Origin of the sequence: Sphingomonas sp. Mn802worker, assembly GCF_000382485.1 — a bacterium.
In the GTDB taxonomy this organism is placed as follows: domain Bacteria; phylum Pseudomonadota; class Alphaproteobacteria; order Sphingomonadales; family Sphingomonadaceae; genus Sphingomonas.
This window is the reverse complement of sequence record NZ_AORY01000004.1, coordinates 626,090-648,005: the sequence shown is the minus strand read 5'-3', so window position 1 is coordinate 648,005 and position 21,916 is coordinate 626,090. Positions and strand designations below refer to the sequence as shown.

22 protein-coding genes are annotated in these 21,916 nt (G+C 66.4%); 4 read left to right on the top strand and 18 right to left on the bottom strand.

Going from position 1 to position 21,916, the window contains the following annotated elements:
• Nucleotides 1-18: 18 nt before the first annotated feature.
• The 6 genes from SMN802W_RS0106780 to SMN802W_RS0106755 form a co-directional block, all read right to left on the bottom strand.
• Entirely contained in the window at nt 19-813 is a 795-nt protein-coding gene (locus tag SMN802W_RS0106780; protein ID WP_019516149.1) for a ferritin-like domain-containing protein, read from the bottom strand.
• Nucleotides 810-1,256 carry a peroxiredoxin gene (locus SMN802W_RS0106775; protein WP_026325842.1) on the bottom strand — a complete coding sequence of 149 codons (447 nt, stop codon included), beginning with the start codon at nt 1,254-1,256 and terminating at the stop codon, nt 810-812. The genes SMN802W_RS0106780 and SMN802W_RS0106775 overlap by 4 nt, the downstream gene beginning before the upstream one ends.
• A complete protein-coding gene (locus SMN802W_RS0106770) occupies nt 1,249-3,882 on the bottom strand; it encodes a bifunctional [glutamine synthetase] adenylyltransferase/[glutamine synthetase]-adenylyl-L-tyrosine phosphorylase (RefSeq protein WP_019516147.1) in 2,634 nt (877 codons plus the stop codon). Before SMN802W_RS0106770 ends, SMN802W_RS0106775 begins: the two co-directional genes overlap by 8 nt.
• Nucleotides 3,883-4,052: 170 nt before the next feature.
• Nucleotides 4,053-4,694, bottom strand: a complete 642-nt coding sequence (locus SMN802W_RS0106765) for a sigma-70 family RNA polymerase sigma factor (protein WP_037523211.1) — start codon at nt 4,692-4,694, stop codon at nt 4,053-4,055.
• A gap of 106 nt (nt 4,695-4,800) precedes the next feature.
• Nucleotides 4,801-4,938: a hypothetical protein gene (locus SMN802W_RS18570; RefSeq protein WP_019516145.1), complete on the bottom strand. Its 138-nt coding sequence runs from the start codon at nt 4,936-4,938 to the stop codon at nt 4,801-4,803.
• Nucleotides 4,939-5,007: 69 nt separating this feature from the next.
• On the bottom strand, nt 5,008-5,802 hold the full coding sequence (locus SMN802W_RS0106755; protein ID WP_019516144.1) for a response regulator: 795 nt from the start codon (nt 5,800-5,802) through the stop codon (nt 5,008-5,010).
• A 236-nt stretch (nt 5,803-6,038) separates the two neighbouring features.
• Between SMN802W_RS0106755 and SMN802W_RS18725 the strand changes: the two genes are divergently transcribed.
• From SMN802W_RS18725 to SMN802W_RS0106740, 3 genes are all read left to right on the top strand, one after another.
• Entirely contained in the window at nt 6,039-6,197 is a 159-nt protein-coding gene (locus SMN802W_RS18725; protein WP_019516143.1) for a NepR family anti-sigma factor, read from the top strand.
• Between the two features lie 7 nt (nt 6,198-6,204).
• Nucleotides 6,205-7,791 (top strand): sensor histidine kinase, encoded by a 1,587-nt coding sequence (locus SMN802W_RS0106745; protein WP_019516142.1) that lies wholly within the window; start codon nt 6,205-6,207, stop codon nt 7,789-7,791.
• Nucleotides 7,792-8,100: 309 nt separating this feature from the next.
• Entirely contained in the window at nt 8,101-8,235 is a 135-nt protein-coding gene (locus tag SMN802W_RS0106740; protein WP_019516141.1) for an entericidin A/B family lipoprotein, read from the top strand.
• 147 nt (nt 8,236-8,382) lie between these two features.
• On the opposite strand, the gene tatC is transcribed toward SMN802W_RS0106740, so the two are convergent.
• From tatC to argS, 8 genes are read right to left on the bottom strand one after another with little or no spacing between them, the layout of a single operon-like run.
• On the bottom strand, nt 8,383-9,150 hold the full coding sequence (gene tatC / locus SMN802W_RS0106735; protein WP_019516140.1) for a twin-arginine translocase subunit TatC: 768 nt from the start codon (nt 9,148-9,150) through the stop codon (nt 8,383-8,385).
• A complete protein-coding gene (gene tatB / locus SMN802W_RS16590; protein ID WP_019516139.1) occupies nt 9,147-9,626 on the bottom strand; it encodes a Sec-independent protein translocase protein TatB in 480 nt (159 codons plus the stop codon). The genes tatC and tatB overlap by 4 nt, the downstream gene beginning before the upstream one ends.
• Nucleotides 9,627-9,655: 29 nt before the next feature.
• On the bottom strand, nt 9,656-9,895 hold the full coding sequence (locus SMN802W_RS0106725) for a twin-arginine translocase TatA/TatE family subunit (RefSeq protein WP_019516138.1): 240 nt from the start codon (nt 9,893-9,895) through the stop codon (nt 9,656-9,658).
• Between the two features lie 26 nt (nt 9,896-9,921).
• Nucleotides 9,922-10,509, bottom strand: coding sequence for an SMC-Scp complex subunit ScpB (gene scpB, locus SMN802W_RS0106720; RefSeq protein ID WP_019516137.1), 588 nt, complete (start codon nt 10,507-10,509; stop codon nt 9,922-9,924).
• Nucleotides 10,506-11,234 carry a segregation and condensation protein A gene (locus tag SMN802W_RS0106715; RefSeq protein ID WP_019516136.1) on the bottom strand — a complete coding sequence of 243 codons (729 nt, stop codon included), beginning with the start codon at nt 11,232-11,234 and terminating at the stop codon, nt 10,506-10,508. Before SMN802W_RS0106715 ends, scpB begins: the two co-directional genes overlap by 4 nt.
• Before the next feature lie 10 nt (nt 11,235-11,244).
• Nucleotides 11,245-12,246 carry a beta-N-acetylhexosaminidase gene (nagZ, locus tag SMN802W_RS0106710; RefSeq protein WP_019516135.1) on the bottom strand — a complete coding sequence of 334 codons (1,002 nt, stop codon included), beginning with the start codon at nt 12,244-12,246 and terminating at the stop codon, nt 11,245-11,247.
• A 60-nt stretch (nt 12,247-12,306) separates the two neighbouring features.
• Nucleotides 12,307-13,035, bottom strand: coding sequence for an SPOR domain-containing protein (locus SMN802W_RS0106705; RefSeq protein ID WP_019516134.1), 729 nt, complete (start codon nt 13,033-13,035; stop codon nt 12,307-12,309).
• Nucleotides 13,035-14,762 (bottom strand): arginine--tRNA ligase, encoded by a 1,728-nt coding sequence (gene argS / locus SMN802W_RS0106700; protein WP_026325841.1) that lies wholly within the window; start codon nt 14,760-14,762, stop codon nt 13,035-13,037. Before argS ends, SMN802W_RS0106705 begins: the two co-directional genes overlap by 1 nt.
• A gap of 178 nt (nt 14,763-14,940) precedes the next feature.
• Here argS and SMN802W_RS0106695 point away from each other — a divergent pair, with 178 nt between their 5' ends.
• The gene (locus SMN802W_RS0106695; protein WP_019516132.1) at nt 14,941-15,231 is read left to right on the top strand and encodes a hypothetical protein; all 291 of its coding nucleotides are present in this window, start codon (nt 14,941-14,943) and stop codon (nt 15,229-15,231) included.
• Nucleotides 15,232-15,292: 61 nt separating this feature from the next.
• Here the strand turns inward: SMN802W_RS0106695 and SMN802W_RS0106690 are convergent, their stop codons facing one another.
• The 4 genes from SMN802W_RS0106690 to ftsA form a co-directional block, all read right to left on the bottom strand.
• Nucleotides 15,293-16,459 carry a deoxyguanosinetriphosphate triphosphohydrolase gene (locus tag SMN802W_RS0106690; protein WP_019516131.1) on the bottom strand — a complete coding sequence of 389 codons (1,167 nt, stop codon included), beginning with the start codon at nt 16,457-16,459 and terminating at the stop codon, nt 15,293-15,295.
• Nucleotides 16,460-16,499: 40 nt separating this feature from the next.
• Nucleotides 16,500-18,773, bottom strand: coding sequence for an SPOR domain-containing protein (locus tag SMN802W_RS0106685; protein WP_026325840.1), 2,274 nt, complete (start codon nt 18,771-18,773; stop codon nt 16,500-16,502).
• Between the two features lie 150 nt (nt 18,774-18,923).
• On the bottom strand, nt 18,924-20,522 hold the full coding sequence (gene ftsZ / locus SMN802W_RS0106680; RefSeq protein ID WP_019516129.1) for a cell division protein FtsZ: 1,599 nt from the start codon (nt 20,520-20,522) through the stop codon (nt 18,924-18,926).
• 117 nt (nt 20,523-20,639) lie between these two features.
• Nucleotides 20,640-21,899, bottom strand: a complete 1,260-nt coding sequence (gene ftsA / locus SMN802W_RS0106675) for a cell division protein FtsA (RefSeq protein ID WP_026325839.1) — start codon at nt 21,897-21,899, stop codon at nt 20,640-20,642.
• Nucleotides 21,900-21,916: the final 17 nt, after the last annotated feature.

The window sequence follows — 21,916 nt, the reverse complement described above, 5'->3', positions numbered from 1 at the left end:
GCTTTGTGGCGCAATGTGTCATTCCGAGGCAAGTCCGCCCCAATATTCCCGCGTCAGACCGGCCAAGGTGCGCGCCGAGTCGTTGAACGGTGGCCGGACGAGCCCGCGAAAGTGTCGCTCGATCAATGCGCGCCAGTGCGCCGGCGGGTTCAATCCTTGCGCTGCACACGCCCATTCGAACCATGTCGTGCCGAATCGTACGTGGCGTATCTCGTCAGTGTAGATACGTTGCAGGATGCGCGCGCCCGCCTCGTCGCCGCCCTGCCGAAATCGCGTGATCGTCGTCGGCGTCACGTCGAGCCCGCGCGCTTCCAGCACCATCGGCACTACTGCCAGTCGGGCGAGCGGGTTATCTGCCGTGCGCGCCGCCGTTTCCCACAGGCCGGCATGCGCGGGCAGCGCGCCGTAACTGGAGCCGAGCGCACGCAATCGACGGTCGAGCAACGCGAAGTGCATCGCCTCGTCCGCGCCGACCGAGATCCAGTCGTCGACGAACGCGCGCGGGAACGCCGCGCCGAACCGTCCCGCCATGTCGAACGCCAGATCGACCGCGACGAACTCGATGTGCGCGAGCGCGTGGAGCAGCGCGATGCGGCCGCGTTCCGATCCGGCCTTGCCGCGCTTCGGCATCTTGCCCGGCGGCAGCAGCTCGGGACGTGGCGGCCAGGCCGGCTTGGTTGGCATCGTGACGTCGAACGCATGATCGAGCGCACCCTTCCTCCACGCGCGTGCGACCCGTCGGGCGGCTTTCAGCTTTGCGACCGGCGCCGCGGTCGTCAGCACCTCGCGGCAGGCATGTGCGATCGAGGTCAAAGCTGGCGCGCGGCCGCAAGCACCTCGGCGGCATGGCCCGGCACCTTCACCTTGCGCCACGCGCGTGCCAGCTTGCCGTCGCGGTCGAACAGGAACGTCGCGCGCTCGATCCCCATATAGGTTCGCCCGTACATCTGCTTCTCGCCCCACACGCCGAACGCTTCCGTGACCTGTCCGTCGAGGTCGCTGGCCAGCGCTACGCGAAGGTCGTGCTTGGCGGTGAACTTCGCGTGCTTGGCGACGGTATCGCGCGAGATGCCGAGGACATGGACGCCCGCGCTGGCGAAGTCCTTGGACAATGCGGAAAAGTCCTGCGCCTCGCGCGTGCAGCCGGGCGTATCGTCCTTGGGATAGAAATAGATCACGAGCGGGCGTGGCAGGTCGGTGAGCCGCAACGGCTGGTCATCGACACCTGTCGCCGCCACATCAGGTAATTCATTCATCGACCAACTCCTGCCAGCACCGCGCGACCTCCTCGCGTACCGCCGCGAAGCTGGCAAGCACCCTTGCCCAGTCGGGCAATCGCAACGCCTGCGCGATCAGCACGCGCGTCGCTTCGGCAGGCGGCTCGGCCAGGTCGGGTGCGACGAGACGTGCGGTCACCAGCAGGCGCGTCAGCAGGTCGTGCGCGTCGCGCAGGCTCGCCGGCACGTGCCGGTCGGCGATCAGCCGATCGAGCGCTTCGCCCAGGTCGGGGTTGAACCCATCGTGTGTCGTCAACTGCACGACATGCGTGATGAACTCCAGGTCAACCAGCCCGCCGGATAGCAGCTTGGCATCAAGCGGTCCTTGCGGCGGCTTGTGCGCCGCCATCTCGGCACGCATCGACCGCGCGTCGGCGATCACATCGTGCGTGGCCCGAATGCCGTTCAGCACGTCAACGATCACGGCGTCGAGGTCCGCCATGGCCTTCGCCGATCCGAACACCGGGCGCGCTCGTGTCAGCGCCATATGCTCCCACGTCCACGCCGACTCGCGTTGATAGCGCGCGAACGAATCGATCGTGACCGCGAGTGGTCCGTGCGCTCCCGAGGGTCGCAGCCGCGTATCAACCTTGTAGAGCGGTCCAGCGGCAGTCGGTACCGACAATGCCGCGGCGACCCGCTGCGCCAGCCGATTGTAGTAGAGCGTCGCGCCAAGCGGCTTCGGACCATCCGATTCGGCGAGGAAGTCGCCGGTGAACAGGAAGATCAGATCGAGGTCGGACGCGTGGGTGAGCGCGCCGCCGCCGAAGCGGCCGAGCGCCAGGATCAGCAACTCGCTGCCGGGCACGCGTCCGTGGGTGCTCGCGAACTCGTCCACCGTCGCCTCGGCAAGCACCAGCAGGGCCGCCTCGGCGACCGACGAATAATCCTGCGCGATCTGCAACGGATCGGCCGCGGCGGCGACCAATTGCACGCCGAGCGCGAAGCGTTGCTCGCCCACGACGCGGCGGACATGATCGAGCATCTGCTGATAGTCGGCGTCCGGCTCGACCCGGCGCATCAATCGCGCAAGCTCTTCGATCGGGCCGGGGCGGTCGAGCGCACTTGCATCGAGCAATCCGTCGAGCAGGTCGGGACGGCGCGCCAGTTCCTCCGCCAGCGTCGGCGCGTGGCTCAACACGCGCGCGACGAGCGCAGTCAGCGCGGGTTGCGCCTCGAGCAGGCGAAAGAAGTTGATCGCGCTCGGCAATCGCTCGATCACCCGGTCGAGCCGCTCGACCGCGGCGGCGGGTACCGGAGCAGCGGCGAGAGCAGCGACCAGATCGGGCAACACCGCCTCCAGCGCGGACTGCGCCGCGGGACTGCGCAGCGCGGGGTAGCGCCGATCGCGCCAGTCAGTGATCCGGGCAGCGACCGCACCGGCGTCGGTAAAGCCGGTGTCGCTCAATCGACCGACCAGCGCGGGCTGGTCGAACGGCAGGTCGCTGCGCGCGTCAGGCGCCAAGCGGTCGAAGATCGTCGCGACCTGTTCGACGTGCGGCCGCAGCAGATCGAGCAGGGCTTGTCTGCCGGCCAGTCCATGAAGCTTTGCCACGCCGTCGAGCGCGTCGCCGTGCGGCAACGCGTGCGTCTGGCGATCATCGATCATCTGCACGCGGTGCTCGATCGTTCGCAGCAGAGTGTAGGCCGCAATCAGCGCTTCAGCATCAGTCGCAGGAATACGGCCGGCGGCGGCGAGCGCGGCGAGTGCGTCGCGGGTCGCGGGCGCGCGAAGCGCGGGATCGCGTCCGCCGTGGATCAGCTGGTGTATCTGCGCGAAGAACTCGATCTCGCGGATGCCGCCCCTGCCGCGCTTGAGATCAAATCCGGGTCCGAACGCCTGTCCCTGCGCATGGTGGTCGCGAATGCGCCGCGTGATGTCGAGGATCTCTCCCACCGCGCCGAAATCGAGGCTGCGACGCCAGATGAATGGACGGATCGTGTCAAGGAACCGCTGCCCCAGCGCCAGGTCACCCGCCGCCGCCCGCGCTCGGATGAAGGCGGCACGCTCCCACGGCAATGCCTGTGACTCGTAGTAGGCGATGGCAGCCTCGACCGGCACCGCCAAGGGCGTGATCTCGGGCGATGGACGCAAGCGCAGGTCAACGCGAAGAACGTAGCCATCGGCATCGCGCGCTTGCAACAATTCGAGCACGCGGCGCGCGATCCGGACTGCCGCGTCGCCCGGCTCCTCGCGTGGCCGGCACGGTAGCGTCGCGGGATCATAGATCAGGATCGGGTCAATATCGGAAGAGTAATTGAGCTCGAAGCTGCCCTGTTTCCCGAGTGCCAGCGCAGCGAAGCCGAGTACCGGCGCGCCGGGTGTTCGCTCCGTGATGGCGGCGTGGATCGCGGCGTCGAGACTCGCATCGGCGAAGCACGTCAGACGTTGCGTGACAGCGGTTAGATCCAGCGCACCGGAGAGGTCGCCAATCGCGACCTCGCGGGCAACACGGCGGCGCCTGATCCGCAATTGTCTGGAAACGGGCAATTGCTCGATGTCACCGAGCAGCACGTCGTCAGTAGCCTCACGCGCGATCAGGCCGGATAGAAATGGCGCGAAGGCGGTCGCGCGTGCGATGGCGCTTTCAACGGAACGGTTCATCGGCCACGCATAGCGCGCGTCAGGTCACCGCCGTCAACTCGTAGCGTTGTCATCACGGTCAACGACCGGCCAAGCGATATGCCGACCGAAGCCACTGATTTCACTCAACCACATGACCGGCGCAGGTATCTTAGAAAGGGTGGCGGCACCCTGCCGCCACCGCCGTCACGTCAACGCTCGCGCGCCAGCACGTCAACTTCGCCCATGATCGAGTCGAGTGTAGAGCGCCCGTTATCACTCTCGTGATCGCGTCGAGATTTCAGTGTGCCGTCACTAAGAAGCGCTTCAAGCGCGACGCGGCCACGCGCAACCCGGCTCTTAATAGTGCCAACCGCGACGTTGCAGATTTCGGCTGCTTCCTCATATGCGAAACCGCCTGCGCCGACGAGGATCAGCGCCTCCCGCTGCGGCTGCGGCAGATGCATCAACGCGCGCTGCATGTCGGCGAGTTCGACATGCTTGTCCTGGCTTGCCGGTGCGGCAAGTACGCGATCCGCGACCAGATCGTCCCACTCGCCCTTGAAGCGCGCACGCCGCATCTGCGACAGGAACAGGTTGCGCAGGATGATGAAAGTCCAAGCGCGCATGTTCGTGCCGGCCTGGAAGCGCTTGCGTGCCGCCCAGGCTTTCAACAGCGTTTCCTGCACGAGATCATCGGCCAGGTCGCGGTTGCCCGACAACGAGCGACCGAACGCACGAAGATGAGGGATAACCTGCGCCAGCTGCGCCTTGAACTCAGGATCGGAGAGCGAAACATGCTCGACCGGCGGACCGCCGTCCGTGCCTTGCGCACTCACTGGGGTCTGGGTCATGCCGCTCCGTTGCAAAGGCTTCGCACCGCCAGCGGGCGCGTCAGCCTGTCCAAGATAGTCACCGTCAGCCGGCTTTGCCACCCCTGCGAACACCAGATCGCTCCGATCAGAACAGAAGCAGTGCAGCGAAGATCACGATGATCAGCACCAGCGATACGCCCAGGACATAACGCCCGACGCCAGGGGTCGACGCACCGCGCGCCTGATCGGTTTCCACGTGAACACGTCCGTCATCATTCGTCATGGTCGCTCAACCCCGCTGAACCGTTTTGGGTCCGTATCGAACGAACGAACCATGACGATGTTGCGCCAGTCAGGCCGGAACCGTGCTCTGGTCGAAGAACAACGCCTGGCTGATCGCCGCTTTCACGGTGGAGCGCTGGAACGGCTTGGTGATCAGGAAGGTCGGCTCGGGCCGCTCGCCGGTCAGCAACCGCTCGGGGAAGGCGGTGATGAAGATGACGGGGACGTTGAATTCAGCAAGGATATCCTTGACCGCATCGATTCCCGAGCTGTCGTCGGCGAGCTGGATGTCGGCCAGCACGAGCCCCGGACGATCCTCCATCGCAAGCGCGACCGCCTCGTCGCGGGTCACCGCCACTCCGGTGATGTCATGGCCGAGATCGCGTACGATGCTCTCGATATCCATCGCGATGATCGGCTCGTCCTCGATGATCATGACGCGCGCACGTGTCTGCTTCTCGATTTCGGCAAGCGCCTCGTTGACCAGCTCCTCGACCCGCTGCGTGTCGGCATCGATCAGATAGGCCGCGTCCTCCGGCGTGAAGCCTTCCATCGCGGTCAGCAACAACGCCTGACGCGACAGCGGGCTCATGCGCGCAAGCCGCGCGCGTGCGATCGCCTCGGAGTCGTCGACGCTGCCTGCGTCAACATTCTCCTCGATATGCGCCGAGCTCCAGATCGCCTGAAAGGTCCGGTACAGACCCAACCGCGGATCGACATCGCGCGGAAACTCTTCCGGTGCAGCCACGATCGCCTCCAGCGTGGCGCGCACGTAACGGTCGCCCTGCACCTGGCTGCCGGTGAGCGCACGACCGTAGCGGCGCAGAAACGGCAGATGCGGTGCGAGTTGTTGACCCAACGACATGTGTAGAAAGCCCTCCCTTGGGCAAGGGCACCGGATCGGCGCTTGCCCGTTTCAAACGCGCAACTTAATCCCCCGGAACGCATGCCCCTGGTTTCAGATTTTCGTCACTCGCAGCGGGAACCATCGAGGGGCTGTTTGGTTTCATCGCTCCAACGCGGGAACACACCCGTGAAAAGGGCTGTAGTTATTTCTTTCGTCCGGCCTCCCGAAAAGCGGAGGCGATTGGGGGGCTTGCGTTGACGTCCGAGAAGAAGCTGCCGGATAAGCCGAAAAAGGGTACGGCGGCGCAATCGAAGAACCGCGACATGGGCTCAGCGCTGCGATCGGTCTATCAGAAGACGGTCGAGGAAGCGGTTCCCGATGACCTGATGTCCCTCCTCGGCAAGCTCGACTGACGATACGATGAGTGAAGAATCTGCCGCGGGCGTCACGCGAGACGCGCGGCAAGATTATCTTGCGCGCTGGCCGACCGGCGCGAAACTGTTCCTGATCCTGAGCATCGCGCTCCTCCCGCTCGCTCTGATCGCGGTATTTGCGACGCTGCGGGTCACGCAAATCGCCGACACTGAACTTCGCTCGCACTTGCGCGTCGCGGCGGCGGAAAGCAGCCGCTCGATCTCCATCGAACTGGTCGGTGACATGACCGCGTTGAGGGTCGCGCTGGACGCCCTCAGCCTTGACCCGGGCAATGCACCGAGTTGCGCACGCGTTCAGGGCGTCTTCGCGCAACAAGCTGTATCGGGCGCGGAGTTCGCGATTGTTGACGCCAGAGGGCGCGTTATCTGCGGTCGCCAGGTCGCCGGCGCACGTGAAATGCGTGCAGAGCCGGCGGTGTCGGGAACGGCGGCACGCTTTATCGCGAACCGCGGATTGGCTCTTCGCGTCAGCGGCGACGATCGCGGGTTGAGCGGAATCGCTTATTTCCCGAAGAAGTTTCTTTCCAAGATCGGTCAGCCGAGCGGGTTTTCTTCGGAATATGGCGCCACACTCGTCGATGACGACGATCGGTTGACGCTTGTGCCGCTCGCGCGCGAGCGGACGCTGGAACGGCGTGAGGCGATCCGCGAGGATCTCGGCATCGCCGATCTGGCGCTGGAGATGCAGGTGCGCAGCGCGCCGATCGGCTCACCACTGATCCTTGCGCTGGCGTTGCCGTTGTTGATGTGGGCGGCGGCAGCGGCGATCGCATGGTTCGTCGTGGATCGGCTGCTCATCGCGCCGCTACGCTCGCTTCGCAGCAGCATCGCGGCCTATGCGCCCGGCGATGAGCCTGACATGACGCTGTACCGGGCGCTGCCCGCGCAGGAATTACGCGACCTGGGCGACACATTCCGCGCGCTGAGCCGCACCGTCGCGGTCCACGAAGCCGGCCTCGCCGAGGGGCTGGTGCGCCAGACCAAGCTGACGAGGGAGGTACACCACCGCGTCAAGAACAACCTTCAGGTCATTTCCAGCCTTATCAATTTCCATGCGCGCGGCGCCAAGTCACCCGAGGCGTCACAGGCGTACAATTCGATCCAGCGCCGCGTCGATGCCCTCGCCGTCGTCCATCGCTACCATTTTGCGGAAATGGAAGAGAACCGCGGCGTCAGCATGCGCTCGGTGTGCGGCGAGCTCGCGTCGAACCTGCGCGCCACTGCGCCGGAGCATATGCACATCGGAATCGGTCTCGAGATCGATCCTTTATACGTGACGCAAGACGTGGCCGTCCCGGTCGCCTTCTTGATTACCGAACTGGTTGAGCTCGCCATGACCTGCGACGCGGCGGCACAGCTAAGGATCACCTTGCGCGCCGCGCCTGAGCCGGATCGCGCGCTACTGCGCATTTCGTCGCGCGCCCTGATCGACAATGACTGCCTGCGTGACGGATTGAAGAACCGCTTCGGTCGCGTGATCGAGGGGCTGACGAGGCAATTACGCTCCACCTTGCAGCATGATCCAATGACGGGCGTATACGAGGTCAAGATCATTACGATCGACAGCGACTGACCCTCTTTGCGGCTCGATCAGATACCGATTTACACATCGAAGGTCATCGAACGCTGTTTATGTTGCGCTCCGAGAAAAAGCCTGGTCGCAACGGAACTGCGGTAGCAGGATGACGTTCTACACCCCGGATCGCGACTAAACGCCCCCCCGCTATCGCGGTCCACGACATAGGCCCGGAAGCATCAACCCCTCCCCCCCCGGTGGTGCTTCCGGGCCTTATTCTTTCCTTGCAAGATCGAGACGCTGGCGGAACGAACCGTCGATGTGAACATTGTTGCTCCAGGCATCAAGCCGAGCAGGAGATGTTTAATGCGTAAGATCGTGACCGCCGCCATCCTCGTCAGTGCCTTGGCGCTCGGCGCATGCAACACCATCGAAGGCGCGGGCAAGGACGTTTCGTCGGCCGGCCAAACGGTGGCAAAGACGGCGGACGACGCGAAGTAAGCGCAGGATTTCACGTTCAGGTTATGGGGCGGTCGAATGGGTCGGCCGCCGTTTTCTATTATGGCCTGGCGGTACAGGCTGTTGTGCGCTGGATGGCCCGAGCACGGCCCGAACGTATTCGGGGATGCTCTCTTCGAGCCTTATCGATCAGGCTGTCGCCTCGCCCGCCGTCTCACGCGCCCGGCGTCGCTCGGTGAACCAGATGCCGATGATCGCCAGCTCGTAGAGGATGACGAGCGGAATCGCGAGCAACAGCTGCGATCCGACGTCGGGCGGGGTCAAGACTGCCGCGATAGCGAAGGCGGCGACGATGGCGTAGCGTCGAGACGCGATCAACTGCTTGCGCGTGACGATACCGGCGCGCTCGAGCAGCATCAGCAACACAGGCAGCAGAAACGCAGCCCCGAAGCCGAACAGAAACTGCATGATGAACGACAGGTAATTGCCGACCGCTGGCAGCGCCTGTTGCTGCACGCCGCCGATCATCCCGGTGTAACCGAGCAGGAAGTGAAGCGCCATCGGCACCGCGACATAATAGGCCATCGCCGCGCCGAGGATGAACAGGACCGGCGTCGCGAGCAGAAATGGAAGCAGCGCGCGCTTCTCCTTCCGGTACAGGCCGGGCGCGACGAACTGCCACAATTGGTTGGCGATGACCGGGAACGACAGCATCATCGCGGAGAAAAACGCGACCTTCACCTGAACGAAGAACGCCTCGAAGATCTGCGTGTAGATAACCGTCTTCTGCCCGGCATGAAGCAGCGGCTGGACCAGAAAGGCGAAGATGTCCTCGGCGAAATACCAGCAGACGAAGAACGCAAGCGCGATCGCGGCGATGCAATAAAGCAGCCGACGGCGCAGTTCGAGTAGATGGTCGAGCAATGGCGCACGCGAGTCTTCGAGCTCGTCGTTCACGATGCGGCCTTGTCAGTTGACTGGGTGTCGGGTGCCTTGAAGTCGGTCGCCTTGGGCGCGTCACTGCCAAAAGCCACGTCGGCATCGTGACCGCCGGGCGTGCTGATCGACGTCTCCATTGCCGGCTCGCTCGCGGCCACATGTGGGTGCTCGATCAACTGCGGTTGCGCGACCATTACCGGCGCGCCGTCTTCGGCGCTGGCAGGAAGCGCCGGCACGGCGGCCGCATCGGCGGGCAGCGTAGCGTGCTCACGCATGATCCGCTCGTTTTCCGCCTTCCACTTCTTCTCCATCTCGGCGAGCTCGGCCTCGCGGACCATCTCGTCGAAACCAGAGCGGAACTGCCGCCCGACTGCTCGCGCGCGACCGACCCAATAGCCGATGACACGCATCGCCTTGGGCAAGTCCTTCGGCCCGATCACCACCAGTGCGATGAACGCGACCAGCAGAAACTCGGATGGAGCGATATCAAACATCAGGCGCGGCCGAACCGGATCAGCTTGGCTCAGCGATCCTCACGGACGCGATCGGCCTCGCGGTCATAGGCGGGATGCGCGGCGGACTGCGCCTCGATGCGCGGCTTGGGACGGCTGACGGCATCGTCATCTTCCTCGGCCATGCCCTTCTTGAAGCTCTTCACGCCCTTGGCGACGTCGCCCATCATGGCGGAGAAGCGGCCGCCGCCGAGCAGCAGGATCGCGATCACGGCGAGGACGAGGATATGCGGAAGGCTGAAACTGCCCATGACGTAGTCTCCTGTTCAAGCCCTATCTAATCGTCATCGCCCGCCTTTGCTACCTCGACCTGTCCGAGCCCCTGTTCCGCGGCAAGATCGACCGGATCGAGCAGCCCGGCCGCGCGCAGGTCGTCGATGCCGGGCAGGTCGCGTCGCGACGCGAGCCCGAAATGCGTGAGGAACTCGGGTGTCGTCGCATAGGTGAGTGGACGACCGGGCACCTCGCGCCGGCCGGCAGGTCGGACCCAGCCAGCCTCCATCAACACGTCGAGCGTGCCGCGCGAGATCTGCACGCCGCGGATCGCCTCGATATCGGCGCGGCTGACCGGTTCATGATAGGCGACGATCGCCAGTGTCTCGATCGCGGCACGGCTCAAGCGGCGCTGCTCCGCGCGATCGCGTCGCAACAGGTGCGCGAGGTCGGGCGCGGTCTGGAACTGCCAACGCCCGGCGCGCTCGACCAGCGCTATGCCCCGCCCGGCATAGTCGTGCACGAGGCGCGAGAGGACATTGCGGACGTCAGCGACGCCGCTGTGGTGGCGGATCAGGTCGAGCGACAGCGGCGCGGGTGCGGCGAACAGCACCGCCTCAACCGCGCGGACGTCGTCATCGCACGGCGTCATCCGGCCGGCCGGAGGTAGAGCGGGGCGAACGGTCCGACCTGCCGCAGCTCCACCCTGCCCTGACGCGCGAGTTCCAACGCGGCGAGGAACGATGAAGCAAGCGCGGAACGGCGCAGCTGCTCCGATCCGCTCTCAGGCAGGAAGCGCTCGATCACCTGCCAATCGATAGCCGACCCGACGATCGCCGCGACTCGGCCGAGTGCGGCGTCGAGCGTCATCACCTCGCGGTCGTGCACGACATGCATGACCGGACGCGTACGCGCGCTGACGCGGCCATAGGCAGCGATCACGTCGTAGAGCCCGACGACCCAATCGCTGCGGCGGATCGTGCGTAGGCCTTCTGGCATCCCCCGGGTGAACACGTCGCGACCCAGCCGATCGCGTGCCATCAATCGCGCGCCGGCGTCGCGCATCGCGTTGAGCCGCTCGAGCCGTAGCTGGAGCCGGAGCGCAAGCTCCTCCGGGTCAGGCTGCACCTCAGGGTCGCGCGGCAGCAGCAACGCGCTTTTCAGGTAGGCGAGCCACGCCGCCATGACGAGGTAATCGGCGGCGAGTTCGAGCTTCGTTCGTCGTGCGCGCTCGATATAGGCAAGATATTGCTCGACCAGCGCGAGGATCGAGATCTGCTTCAGATCGACTTTCTGTACGCGCGCGAGGCCGAGCAGCACGTCGAGCGGCCCTTCCCACCCATCGAGGTCGAGCAGCAGTTGCTCGGGCGCGGCCACGCTTCGCAGCTCAGGCGAGCGCCAGCAACGCGTCGCGCTTGGCGATGAGCGCAGCGAAATTGCCTGCGGGCTCGTCCACGCTCGTCATCGCCGCGTCGAGCCGCTCGCGCGAACGCGGCGCGATCTCCGGCAGCGCGGCGGCGATCGCCTGCATCTCGTCCATCCGCGCCCAGCAGTCGAGCACGACATCGCACCCCGCGGCAATGGCACCGCTCGCCTTCTCCGCCGGCGTGCCAGATAGCGCCTTCATGTCGATGTCGTCGGTCATCAGCAGCCCGTCAAAGCCAATCCGGCCGCGGATCACCTGCTCGATCACCACCGGCGACAGCGTTGCGGGACGCTCGGCGTCCCAGGCGTTGTAGACGATGTGGCTGGTCATCCCCATCGGTGCGCCGCCGAGAGCACGGAACGGGGCAAGATCATCTTCCAGCTCCTCGGCTGAGGCGGTCACTGTCGGCAAATGATGGTGCGAATCGGCGAGCGCGCGACCGTGCCCCGGCATGTGCTTGACGACGCCAACCACGCCACCTGCGCGCAAACCTTCGAGCGTCGCGCGGCCCATCGCGGCGACGCGCATCGGCTCGCGCCCGTAAGCGCGGCTGGCGATCGCCTCGGTCGTGTCGGCGCGCGCGACATCAAGTAGCGGCAGGCAGTTCACGGTCACGCCAACCTCGGCGAGCATGAGGCCCAGCGCATGCGCGTTGGCGCGTGCGGCCTCAATCCCCGACATCGGTGCGCGTTCGTATAGCGCGTCAAAGGCGGGGCCAGCGGGAAAGCTCGGCCACTCGCGGGGCCCAAGCCGCGCGACGCGCCCGCCTTCCTGATCGATCAGGATCGCCACGTCGTCGCGCCCTTCGAGCGCGCGCAGGCTGTCGGTCAGTACGCGAAGCTGTTCGCGTGTCTCGACGTTCCGCTTGAACAGGATGTAGCCGGCGGGGCGCGCCTCGGCGAAGAAGGCGCGCTCGTCGGCGGACAGGACCGGCCCCGACAGGCCGAAGATGACGGGCTTCATGGTCCGGCGGTTACGCGAAACATGCGGATCGCGAAACCCGGCCGACAGCGCCTGCCCGGCTCAGCTGGTGACGAAACAACTCTCGCCCGCAACCTTCAACCGGCCGCAGATGTCGGCGGCGGCGTTGGCGCTGCCCGCATTGACTCGCAGGCGGTAGACCGTGCGGCCGTTGACCTCGGCCTTCTGCACGTCCTTGCCGAGTGGTGCGACATAGCCGAAGCGCTTGGCGACCGCGCTCCACGCCGAGTTCGCTGCCGCCTCGCTCGGGAAGGCGCCGAGCTGGACCAGGCTGCCGCCGGACCCTGCGCCCGGCACCGCCGCGACCGGCGCCGTCATCGGACGCTGCGCGCGTAGCGGCGCACTCGCAGACGGAATCGCGACACTCGCCGAGGTGGTGCCGCCATGCGGCGTCGGCTGCGTGGCCGGGCGACGCGTGCCGCTGATCGGCGCCTCGGGCACCGCTTTCAGATCGATCGAGCCGTTTGGATTCGCGCCCGCGCTCGTCGCGATCGCGGCATCGCCCTCACCGTTCACCTTCAACCCGCCAGGATCGTCGGGCTTGATCTTATAATCGCCTTCCTGCGCCGCGATCAGCTCACCCGATCCATCGGCAGCGCGCCCGGTCTGCAACCGGTACAATCCAAAGATCACGCCGCCGAGCACCAAAAGACCGAGCAGAACCAGCAACACGACGCGTGCGCCGCCGGAGCGATGCGGTTCGTCGGGCTCGACCGTCTCCAGCCATGGCAGCCGGTCCTCGTCGCGCTCGAACTGATCCGAGGTCGCCATCAATGCATCTCCGAAACCGCCTCCACGCCCATGATGGAGAGGCCATTGCGAATAATCTGTCCGATGCCCGCCGCCAAGGACAGGCGTGCGGCGGTGACACCATGGTCATCGGCGATGAGATAACGGCGTTCAGGCCGATCGTTACCGACATTCCACGCGGCATGAAACTCCGCCGCCAAGTCATAGAGGTAAAAAGCGATTCGGTGCGGCTCGCGCGCCGCCGCCGCGGTCTCGACGATGCGCGGGAACTGCGCCGCCAGCTTCACGAGCGCGAGGTCCTCCGTGTCAAGCCGGGACAGATCGGCGTCGTTCACGCTGATCCCAGCCTCGGCTGCGCGACGGTGGAGCGAGGCGACACGGGCGTGCGCATACTGGACGTAGAACACCGGATTGTCCTTCGACGCCTCCACCACCTTGGCGAAGTCGAAATCCATCTGCGCGTCGGCCCGCCTGGTCAGCATGGTAAAGCGCACCACGTCCTTGCCGACCTCACGCACCACGTCGGCGAGTGTGACGAAATTGCCCGCGCGCTTGCTCATCTTGACCGGTTCGCCGGCGCGCAGCAGCCGCACCATCTGCACGATCTTGATGTCGAAGCGCGTTTTGCCTTCGGTCAGCGCGGCGACGGCGGCCTGGATGCGCTTGACGGTGCCGGCATGGTCTGCACCCCAGATGTCGATCAACTGATCGGCCGATTGCGCCTTCTGAAAATGGTACGCCATGTCGGCGCCAAAATAGGTCCAGCTGCCGTTCGACTTCTTGATCGGACGGTCCTGATCGTCGCCGAAGCGGGTCGAGCGGAACAGCGGCAGCTCGACCGGCTCCCAGTCATCGGGCGTCTCGCCCTTCGGTGCATCGAGCACGCCGTCATAGATCAGGTCGCGCGCGCGCAGCCACCCCTCGGCCTCTTCGGGCTTCCCCGCCGCCTGCAACGCCGCCTCGGAGGCGAACACGTCGTGGTGGATACCGAGCAATGCGAGATCGGCCTTGATAAGTGCCATCATCGCGTCGACCGCGCGCGTGCGGAACAGGATCAGCCACTCGCTCTCTGGCGCCGACACATAGCGATCACCGAATTCGGCGGCGAGCGCCTGCCCGACCGGAACGAGATAGTCACCCGGGTAAAGTCCCTCGGGAATCGCGCCGACATCCTCGCCCAACGCCTCGCGGTAGCGGATGTGCGCGGAGCGCGCGAGCACGTCGACCTGGCTGCCGGCATCGTTGATGACGTACTCGCGGATCACACGGTGTCCGGCAAAGGCGAGCAGGTTGGCGAGCGAATCGCCCACCACCGCGCCGCGGCAATGCCCCATGTGCATCGGTCCGGTCGGATTGGCCGAAACGTATTCGACGTTGACGCTGACGCCCTCGCCTGCCGTCGAGCGGCCATAGTCCGCACCTGCCGCCGCAACCGCGCGCAGTTCGTCACGCCACGTGTCGTCGCTCAGGCGCAGGTTGATGAAGCCAGGTCCTGCAACCTCGGCCGCGGTGACGCTGGGCAGCGCGGACAGATGCGCGACGATCTTCTCGGCGAGCTGGCGCGGGTTGGTCTTTGCGGGCTTGGCGAGCACCATCGCCGCGTTGGTGGCGAGGTCGCCGTGGCTGGCGTCGCGTGGCGGTTCCACCGTCACGTTGCGACGATCGAGATCGGCGGGCAATTCTCCGGCGGAAACAAGCGCGTCGAGCGCGTCACCCACATGGGCGGCGAAGCGGGCGTACAATGTCATAGTGGCGTGGCCTTAGACCAAGGTGCGCGCGCACGCAAAAGCGTGTGGCACGGGCGGTGCTCAGCTTGCACGCGCTGCAATCGCATCGGCGATCAAGTCATTTGCCGATGCTGCAATGCACAAATAGGTGCCGCGCAACTGGCTCGGTTGCGGGCTTCATCAAACTCGAAAGCTTCATATGCGCAAGATCGCCTTCATCGCCGCCGCCGCTGCCAGCGCGCTTATCTCGACCGTCAGCATCGCCGCCGAGCCGGCGCAGCAGCGCTTCACGCACGAGGGTCGGACCTATGTTTACACGCAGACGACGCGCGAGAACGGCAAGACGCTGATCGAGGGTCACGAGGTCGACAGCCACGAGAAGTTCCGCCTTTTGGTCGACGGCGACCACGTGCGCGGCACCAGCAACGGCTACCCGGTGTCGTTCCGCACCAAGGGTACCGTGGTGGCGAGCGGCGCAGCAGCGAACTGAGCGCCACGCCTGACGAGTCCGGCGTCCGCCTCCGCCAGTGGACGCCGTTTTTGTGCCTCCGTCAGAAACCTTCGGGCAGGTCGATCGGCCCGACCACTTCGCGGTAGCGCGAGACGGCGTAGCGGTCGGTCATCCCGGCGATAAAGTCGGCGATGTGCCGGCTTAGCTGCGGCTCGGCTTCGGGCAGTCGCACTCGCCACTCAATCGGCAGCAGCGTCGGGTCGGCGTGATAGGTGGCGAACAATCCGTCGATCAGGCGATCCGCCGCCTCGGCCGCAGCGAGCTGGCGCGGGTGGTGGTAAAGGTTGGCGTACATGAACGCCTTCAACTGACGCTCGTCCGCCGCCATCTGATCGGAGAAGCCGACCAACGGCCGCCCGGCGTCGCGAACCTGCTCGACGGAGCCTACGCCCGCGTCTGCGATACGACGCTGCGTTTCGGCGATCAGGTCGTTGACCATCGCGCCGATCTGGCTGCGGATCACCTCGCCGTGCAACCGATCATCGCGTAGGTCGGCAAAGGCCGCGCGCGCACCGGCCCAGCCGCGCGCCACCAGCGGAACGGCGCATAGCTGCTCGATCGACAGCAGCCCGGCACGCAGGCCATCGTCGATGTCGTGATTGTCATAGGCGATATCGTCGGCGAGCGCGGCGACCTGCGCCTCGAGCGAGGCATAGCTGCCGAGTTCCAGACGCGCCTCTGCGTCGGCCTCGGCCAGCGCCCATTCGGGTGACGCGATCGGTCCATTGTGCTTGGCGAGACCTTCCAGCGTTTCCCACGTCAGGTTCAGGCCATCGTAGCGGGGATACGGCCGCTCGAGCGTCATCAGCGTGCGGAGCGTGTGGCCATTGTGGTCGAATCCGCCGCGGCCCTCGAGCGCGCGTTCGAGCGCATCCTCACCGGCGTGACCGAACGGGGGATGACCGATGTCGTGCGCAAGGCACAAAGCCTCGGTCAGATCTTCGTTCAGACCAAGCGCGCGCGCGATCGTGCGACCGATCTGCGCGACCTCGATGCTGTGCGTCAGACGCACGCGGAAATGGTCGCCATCGGGCGCCATGAACACCTGCGTCTTGTGCCGCAGCCGGCGGAAGCTGATCGAGTGGATGATGCGATCACGGTCACGCTGGAACGCGTCGCGGGGGCCACGTTCTGCGGCTCCCGATTCCTCGTGCAGCCGCCCGCGACTGCGCTCGGGCCGCGAAGCCCAGGGGGCGAGCGTGCTCACGCTGCGATCACGAACACGCCGCTCACTTTTTGCCCGGCGCTCATTTATCGCCGAGCTTGGTCATCTTCTGCCCCGCCTCGCTGGTGAAGGTGAAGGCCGAGACGCCGTCCTTTGACAATCTGTTGACCATCGCCTGCGCTTCTTCCTGCGTCTTGAACGGTCCAGTCACGACGCGGTTGGTCGCGCGCAGCGGCGTGGTGTAGCCGGCGCGGCTCGCGAGCAACGACGATTTCCCGCGCACGTTCTTCCACGCCTTGTGCAAATCGCCTTGCGTCGCGCCGCCCGCGACCTGGACCCAGTAACGCTCGGGCTGCGCGCGTGCCGCCTTCTTTTCCGCCGCTTCCGCCTTGGCATCGGCGACCGCCTTGGCATCCGCTTTCGCCTTTGCCGCCGCCTGCTTGGGGGTCAGCTTCGGCTCGTCCTTCTTGCGGCTGGCGCGCTTCGCCGTCACCGGCGCGTCGTCTGCCGCGGCGTCGGCCAGCTCTTCCTTGGCCTTGCCCTGACGGGACTTGAGCGATCGTGTCTCGGCCGCGGTCACTGCACGTCGGCGAGCGGCGGGCGACGTGCCTTCCCCCTCGGTTGCGGATGTCTCGGCTGCGGCTGGGCGGCGCGACGGCGGGGCAACCTTGGCCGCCGCGACGCGCTCGCGCCGGCGTTCCACCACCGCAGGGCTGTTCTCGGCAGCACGCGCGGCTTCGTCGATCGTCGCGGTGGTGCCGGGCTGCGGCGCCGCGTTCGGCATCGGCGCGACGCCAAGCTCTGATGCCGGAACCGTTATGTTGGCGACGATGCGAGCGAGAATGGTGTCTTCATTCTCGATCCGCGTCGGCGGCGTTGGAACCGGCTGCACGCTTGGCTGCGGCGAGGAAACAGCAGCAGGCGGGGTCGTCGTCGTTGCGGCGAGTTGGACGGGTGCCGGAACAGCGTTGCTCGCCGGCGTCGCTACCGCGATCGCGCTCGGTTGCAGCGCCGACGTTGACCCAGGGGCCGCTGTTGAGGTCGCGGCAGCATTTTGCGTCGGCTGTGGCGTGGCGATTGCAGCCACCTGTGTCGGCGTTGGTGCCTGCGCACGAATCGCGGCATTGGCTTGCGAGGCAGGGGTCGCCGCCATCTGGGAAGCAGTCGTACTGTTGACCGTCATCGGCGCAGCCGATGCGGGCACCACCGTGCGCGTCTCCGCCGCGGCCGCAAGGGTCGATGCCGATGGTGCAGTGCCGCCGACCGAATAGCCGGCCCATGCCGGCTGCGCGGCTAGGGCGACTTGCGTTGCCGTCGTCACCGGCGGGGACGCCAGAGGCGCGGGCGGTCGCGCGGGAACCGGCTGCACCGACGACTGCGGCGGAGCTGCGCGAGTCGCTGCGGCAGCGACCTGCCGTGTCGGCATCAGCGTTGCAGCAGCATTCGCGCGGCGTGCTGCTCGACCGCGTCCTTGGTCGGAGGTGACGCGCGCCGGTGTCGCGTTCTGGCTAGCGACCTGAACGCCCGCAGGTCGCGCATAGGAATCGGGCGCGAGCGCAGGCAGCGGCGGCACCAATCGCGCATCGGCCACACGTTCGGGTGTCGGCGTCACCTCGCCGAAATGGACCGCAAAGGCCCGGTCGGTAGGCGAGAGCGTCGGCAGCCGCGTGAAGAAGGCGGCGAGACCGCCTGCCATGCCGGCGGGCATCATCGTGGTCGCGATCTTGTTCGCACCGGCCGCATCGCCGTTCATCGCGAGGATGAACGCGCGCGCACGCCATGCGCCGCGATCGCTCTTGCGCAGCAACGTGTCGATCTGCTTGAGCGCCTCGTCCTTGCGCCCCGAGATGCCGAGTGACAGCGCGTAGCGGCGCCGCACCTCGTCCTCATTCTCCTCGCCCGGTCGCGCAAGCGCCAGGCGATAGTCGCGTTGCGCGCGCTCCTGCTCACCGATCAAGTCATAGGCAAGGCCGCGATCGTCGGCGAAGGACGCGGCGGACAGGCCGGCGCGTTCCGCCTGCCCGAAATAGCGCAGCGCCTCGCCCGGATGTTCGCCGTTGACGAGGATGCGCGCGATCCCCGCTTGTACGCGCGCGTTATTGGGGTCGACCTGCGACGCGCGCTTGTAGAGCGACGCCGCCGCAGTCGTGTCGCCAAGCTTGGCCGAGAGATCACCCGCATCGACCAGCGCCGTCACGTCGCGCGGATTGCGCCCGATCTGGCGTACCAGGTCGGCGAGCCTGTCGGCGTCGGTGGTGCCCGGCAGTGGCTGCACCACCGCCTGCGCGGCGAGCGGAAGCGGGAGCGCGACGCCGGCAAGCAGCAGCGACGCGGGATAAAGCATCGGTAAACGCATGTCGTGAAATGCTAGAGCCGCTGGAGCATGGCCCGGCAATGACGCGCATCAAGCGGTGCGGCGAACCGAGCCGCCGCAACGACGAAGCCCATTCGCTACACGCTTGTTATCACTGGCCGCACGGACGAGCGTGCGGCCGATCGCTGATCGTTACTGATTGTTCTGCCGGTGCAAGAACCGCGGCAGGTCGCCCCCCGGCGTATCGCCCGCCGGCTCACCGCCGGTGCGCGGCGCGCCGCGGGTCGCATTCTGCATCCGCTCGAACAGCGTTCCGCCAAGCTTCACGCGCGGCTGCGGCGGTGCGTCCTCGTTACCCTCGGGCGCGAGGAAGCGACGCGGTGCGATGCCCGGCTCCGCGGCTGGCGCGGGTGCGGGTTGCGGCGCGGCGTTCGCCTCGGGCAGCATGGCTTCGGAGCCGAGCAGCAGTTCGTCATCGCTGCCGTTCGAACCCGCATCGCCCTGCCCGTGCGGCATGACACCTTGCGACAATGCATCGCCCTGCGGCGCGGGGCTGGCAACCGGCGGCACCTGCTCATAGCCGCGCGTTGCGGCTGGTGCAGGCGGAACCGCGGCGGGTGCCGGTGCCTGGTAATTGTGCTGCGGCGCCGCACTAGTCGGCGCGGGCGCAGGGGCAGCATAGCCCGACGGTGCGGCGGTCGGAGTTGGTGCCGGTGCCGAAGCCGCGGTCGGCTCGGCGCGACGCGGCGCGGAGAAGCTGAACGGTCGGGCTGGCTCGCTCTGCGTCGGGGCGGCAGCGGTTGCGCCGGGCTTGTCGGGCCCGCCTGCGCTCTCGATACCCGTGGCCACGACCGAGACGCGGATCTTGCCCTCAAGGTCGGGATTGAACGCCGAACCCCAGATGATGTTGGCGTCGGGATCGACCAGCTCGCGGATGTGATTCGCCGCCTCGTCGACCTCGAGCAGGCGCATGTCCTCGCCGCCGGTAATCGACACGATGACGCCCTTCGCGCCCTGCATCGACACGCCGTCGAGCAACGGGTTGGCGATCGCCTTTTGCGCCGCGATGATCGCGCGGTCATCGCCATCGGCTTCGCCCGTGCCCATCATCGCCTTGCCCATCTCCTGCATCACCGAGCGGACGTCGGCGAAATCGAGGTTGATGAGGCCGGGCATGACCATCAGGTCGGTGATGCCGCGCACGCCCTGCTGCAGCACCTCGTCCGCCATCTCGAACGCCTGCTTGAACGTCGTATTGGCATTGGCGACCAGGAACAGGTTCTGGTTGGGAATGACGATCAGCGTGTCGACGAACTTCTGCAGCTCCTCGATGCCCGCATCGGCGGACTTGCCGCGGCGATTGCCCTCGAAGCTGAACGGCTTGGTCACGACGCCGACGGTCAGGATGCCCATGTCGCGCGCCGCCTTGGCGATGACAGGGGCCGCGCCGGTGCCGGTTCCGCCGCCCATGCCGGCCGCGATGAAGCACATGTGGCTGCCCTCAAGCAGCCGCGACAGATCGTCGATCGATTCCTCGGCCGCCGCGCGACCGATCTCTGGCCGCGCGCCTGCACCCAGGCCGCCGGTAATCTTGGTGCCGAGCTGGATCTTCTGCTCCGCCTCCGATGAGCGCAGCGCCTGCGCGTCGGTGTTGGCGACGAGGAAGTTCACGCCCTGCACGTCCGCGCGCATCATGTTCGCGATCGCGTTGCCGCCAGCGCCGCCCACGCCAACAACGGTGATGCGCGGCGTCAGATCGTCGACGTCGGGCGCAATGAATTCGATGCTCATCGCCTGTTTACTCCGGTCACAAGCCCCCGCTGTTGTGATTGTGAACGGGGCGTTGAGGTATTTTTCACATGGGCGGCCAACGTACCAGCGAAAACCCACCCAAATTGGGAAATGGTACTAATAATTCGCTCTTGCGGCCTGGATCAAGCGACGCAAGCCACGCCAGCCCTTGCTGCGGTGGACCGTCTGCTGCCTGGGCGCAACGCCGCGCAGGTCGATCGGATCGGCCGCGGCGAAATAAGCGAGCCCGGCAAGCGTCGCGAACCCGGGTCCGGAATGCGCCTCGGGCAGGTTGGTCAACCCGCGCGGTCGCCCGACCCGGACAGAGCGGCCGAGCAATTGCTGCGCATAGTCGGCGATGCCCTTCAACTCCGCGCCGCCGCCGGTGATGACGACCTGCCGCCCGACCGGTCCTTCGAAACGCAACTCCTTGAGCGCCGCCTGCACCTCGTTCATCAGGACTTCCAACCGCTGTCGGATCACGGCGATCAACGCCGCCTTGGTGATCTGCAGCGAATCGTTGTCCTCCGCCTCGCTCCGCTCGCGCACCGTCACCATCTCGTGATTGTCGCGCGGGGAGGCGTTGGCGGAGCCGTGGAAGCATTTGATCCGCTCGGCCTGCAACCGCGTCGTCCCGAAGGCAGAGGCGATATCGTCGGTGATGTCCGCACCGCCGATCGCAATCGACTTCAACCCGACGAGCATCTCGCCCGCGAACAACGATACGTTGGTGATCCCGGCACCGATCTCGACCAGCGCGACGCCCAGATCGCGCTCCTCCTGCGTCAGGCAGGCCAGCCCGGTTGCCACCGGCGCGGCGATGATCGACTTGACCTCCAGATGCGCCGAACGGACACACAGGTCGAGGTTGCGCACCGGCGACCCGTCGGCGGCGATGACGTGGATGTGGACGCCCAGCCGGTCGGCATGGAGCCCAAGCGGCTTCTTGACGCCGTTCAATCCGTCAAGCGTGTAGAGCGCAGGCTGCGCGTGGAGCACCATCCGCCCCTGCGGATCGATCGCCTGACGTCCTTCCTGCAACAACGCGTCGATGTCGGCCTGCTCGATTCGCGTGCCGCCCAGTTCGGCCTCGATGAACGCTTCGTCGCTGACGAGGCCACCGGCGGAGAAGCCCGCCCAGACATTCTCGATCGCGACGCCCGCGACACGCTCGGCCTGTTCGACCGCTTCGCGCACCGCGACCTCGGTCGCGCCCATGTCGGCGATATAGCCGCGCTTGACGCCGCGGCTTTCGCGCTGCCCGGTACCAAGCACGACCAGTTCGCCGCCATCGCCTTTCTGCGCGATCATCGCCGACACCTTCGACGATCCAATGTCGAGCGCAGTGATCAATCCTTCCGGTGCCGGTTTCGCCATCTGCGCTGCCCCCCTGT

Excerpts from the sequence above, each read along its gene's own strand:
- SMN802W_RS0106770 (WP_019516147.1), bottom strand. The coding sequence starts at position 3,882 with ATGAACCGTTCCGTTGAAAGCGCCATCGCACGCGCGACCGCCTTCGCG.
- scpB (WP_019516137.1), bottom strand. The coding sequence starts at position 10,509 with ATGACGCCGTGCGATGACGACGTCCGCGCGGTTGAGGCGGTGCTGTTC.
- argS (WP_026325841.1), bottom strand. The coding sequence starts at position 14,762 with ATGACATTGTACGCCCGCTTCGCCGCCCATGTGGGTGACGCGCTCGAC.
- nagZ (WP_019516135.1), bottom strand. The coding sequence starts at position 12,246 with ATGAAGCCCGTCATCTTCGGCCTGTCGGGGCCGGTCCTGTCCGCCGAC.
- SMN802W_RS0106745 (WP_019516142.1), top strand. The coding sequence starts at position 6,205 with ATGAGTGAAGAATCTGCCGCGGGCGTCACGCGAGACGCGCGGCAAGAT.
- ftsZ (WP_019516129.1), bottom strand. The coding sequence starts at position 20,522 with ATGAGCATCGAATTCATTGCGCCCGACGTCGACGATCTGACGCCGCGC.
- SMN802W_RS18570 (WP_019516145.1), bottom strand. The coding sequence starts at position 4,938 with ATGACGAATGATGACGGACGTGTTCACGTGGAAACCGATCAGGCGCGC.
- SMN802W_RS0106740 (WP_019516141.1), top strand. The coding sequence starts at position 8,101 with ATGCGTAAGATCGTGACCGCCGCCATCCTCGTCAGTGCCTTGGCGCTC.
- SMN802W_RS0106695 (WP_019516132.1), top strand. The coding sequence starts at position 14,941 with ATGCGCAAGATCGCCTTCATCGCCGCCGCCGCTGCCAGCGCGCTTATC.
- tatB (WP_019516139.1), bottom strand. The coding sequence starts at position 9,626 with ATGTTTGATATCGCTCCATCCGAGTTTCTGCTGGTCGCGTTCATCGCA.
- SMN802W_RS0106775 (WP_026325842.1), bottom strand. The coding sequence starts at position 1,256 with ATGAATGAATTACCTGATGTGGCGGCGACAGGTGTCGATGACCAGCCG.
- SMN802W_RS0106705 (WP_019516134.1), bottom strand. The coding sequence starts at position 13,035 with ATGGCGACCTCGGATCAGTTCGAGCGCGACGAGGACCGGCTGCCATGG.
- SMN802W_RS0106685 (WP_026325840.1), bottom strand. The coding sequence starts at position 18,773 with ATGCGTTTACCGATGCTTTATCCCGCGTCGCTGCTGCTTGCCGGCGTC.
- ftsA (WP_026325839.1), bottom strand. The coding sequence starts at position 21,899 with ATGGCGAAACCGGCACCGGAAGGATTGATCACTGCGCTCGACATTGGA.
- SMN802W_RS0106765 (WP_037523211.1), bottom strand. The coding sequence starts at position 4,694 with ATGACCCAGACCCCAGTGAGTGCGCAAGGCACGGACGGCGGTCCGCCG.
- SMN802W_RS0106725 (WP_019516138.1), bottom strand. The coding sequence starts at position 9,895 with ATGGGCAGTTTCAGCCTTCCGCATATCCTCGTCCTCGCCGTGATCGCG.
- SMN802W_RS0106755 (WP_019516144.1), bottom strand. The coding sequence starts at position 5,802 with ATGTCGTTGGGTCAACAACTCGCACCGCATCTGCCGTTTCTGCGCCGC.